Source organism: Propionivibrio sp. (genome assembly GCF_049316945.1).
GTDB lineage: Bacteria > Pseudomonadota > Gammaproteobacteria > Burkholderiales > Rhodocyclaceae > Propionivibrio.
In genome coordinates this window covers 1-1,745 of sequence record NZ_JBMOJE010000366.1, presented here as the reverse complement: position 1 = coordinate 1,745, position 1,745 = coordinate 1, and the positions used below count along the sequence as shown (strand labels likewise).

The following is a 1,745-nucleotide window of genomic DNA, read 5'->3' as shown; positions in this document are numbered from 1 at the left end:
AGTGGGTTTTGCGCTGCTCACGCTTCTTATCCTGCTGCCACAGAATCTCGCCTATGCGGTGAATATTCCGCGCCAGCACCGCCAGGGCCACGTAGCGCTTGAAGCCGTCAATACCATGATCCGGGCAGACGTCCAGGCCATGCACTTCCAACCCGTTGATTGCCGACTCCACCGCCGAGTGCGCACGGCGGGCTTTGACGAACGCCTCGGCCTGTTCTTCTTCCTGCGCCTGTTTGCTCAACCGGCCTTTTCGGGGCAAAACCACCAGGTCCAAATGCTCTTTTAAGGCGATCTGATTCGCCGGTGAGTGAAAGCCTTTGTCAAAACTGCAGGCATTCAAGTTCGGGAAGCGCTTTTGTGCCTGGGTCACCATGGCGACCGCCACTTGATCGTCGGTCTGCTTTTGCATCACATGATGGTGCAGGATGAATTGGTACTGGTCTTCGACGATGCACACCTTGACGCCCAGTTCCACGGGGACACCAGCTTTGCCCTTGCTGATCCATTCGGTGTGCGGTTCAAAGATCGAGAAGACTTTCTCGTCGTGGGCGATGACTTCGCCGAGAATGACGCGGCGGCGGATCTGGTCAATCTGGCGGTCGGCGTGGGCCATGAATCCTTCGATTTCAAATTTCCGCACCAGATCGACTACGTTGGCCAATCCTTGGTGTTCGATCATGGTGAGGGTCTGGCGGGCCTTGTCCAGATACGTTTGTGCAACCGTCAGATAGTCCTGATGCGCGGCGATGATGAGCGCTTCGTTCTTCTCCGCCCGTTCCGGTGAGGTGGCCTTGCTGCGTTTCTTGTTTTGTGCCGTGCGCATGAGGCGTTTGACGTGCCTGAGGTTGTACTCGTGCTGGCGCCAGTCAGTGAGGGCAAGGTCGTCGCACCATTGCGCGGTGAGGGTGATGGTTTTGCGCATGGCATCAAACAGCAGGTTGATGTCGGTGGGGAAGTGCACATTCGTTTCAAGCACAAAGGAGTCGCAACGCCCACGCAGCGCTTCGCCGTCCTTTTTTTTAACCAGGACATGCCCGGCTTGAACGACCCGTTCATTGATCTCGCCCAGAAGTTCCGGGGTGAGCAGGCCGACGTTGTCTTTGAGCGTCTGGTAGTGGTAACGGAGATCGTCAAAAGCGCCGTGCCCAAGCATCGCGCGCAGGGTGTTGTGGTGATTGACGAGTTCATGCAGGCGGTCGTAGTCGCAGTTCAAATCGAGGCGAATCGTCCCGCAGACAAGAATCGTCCATAGCGGCATGCCGGGGCGGCCAGTGGCCTTGCTGACCTTCGGTGCGATCCGGCTTTCCAGCAATTCGAATATTGAGGTGCGCAGCGGAATATTCGTGTAGACGAACTGCAAGCCTCTCAGAATCTTGGGGATGTCATCGCGTGATTTAGGGTCGAAAACCATCTTGGATATATCGACTTCGCCAAAGTGCATCTGGCTGTTTTGGACAACGCACATCGCCTGCCTCCGGAAAAGTTGCATGAACTTGTCTTGCGGAAGCGGTAATTATAATGCCTATGGTCTACAGAAGCCAGGCATTCCGGAATGGAATGAAGATTTTTTCACAGAGATCAAGCTCATATTTTTTACGCGAAGATTCACACCAATATTGGCTTCCAGCACAGTATTTCCGTGCATCCAGCCTCATTTTCCCCTTCCGTGGTCAATTCCTCGCCGAAGGAAAAACAACCGAATCCTTTGCTGTTGTTGGGGTTGAAGAGTTTTCGGTCCAGCACTA

The 1,745-nt window shown here is 54.7% G+C and carries 2 protein-coding genes; one reads left to right on the top strand and one right to left on the bottom strand.

All coding sequences use genetic code 11. The features are described 5' to 3' along the window. Positions 1-1,465, bottom strand: a 1,465-nt coding sequence (locus tag ACOYNV_RS28205) for an ISNCY family transposase (protein ID WP_422903142.1), incomplete at its 3' end; no start/stop codon positions are given. A gap of 92 nt (positions 1,466-1,557) precedes the next feature. Between ACOYNV_RS28205 and ACOYNV_RS28200 the strand changes: the two genes are divergently transcribed. Further along, positions 1,558-1,745 (top strand): hypothetical protein (locus tag ACOYNV_RS28200; RefSeq protein ID WP_422903141.1); only part of this gene is annotated, 188 nt, incomplete at its 3' end.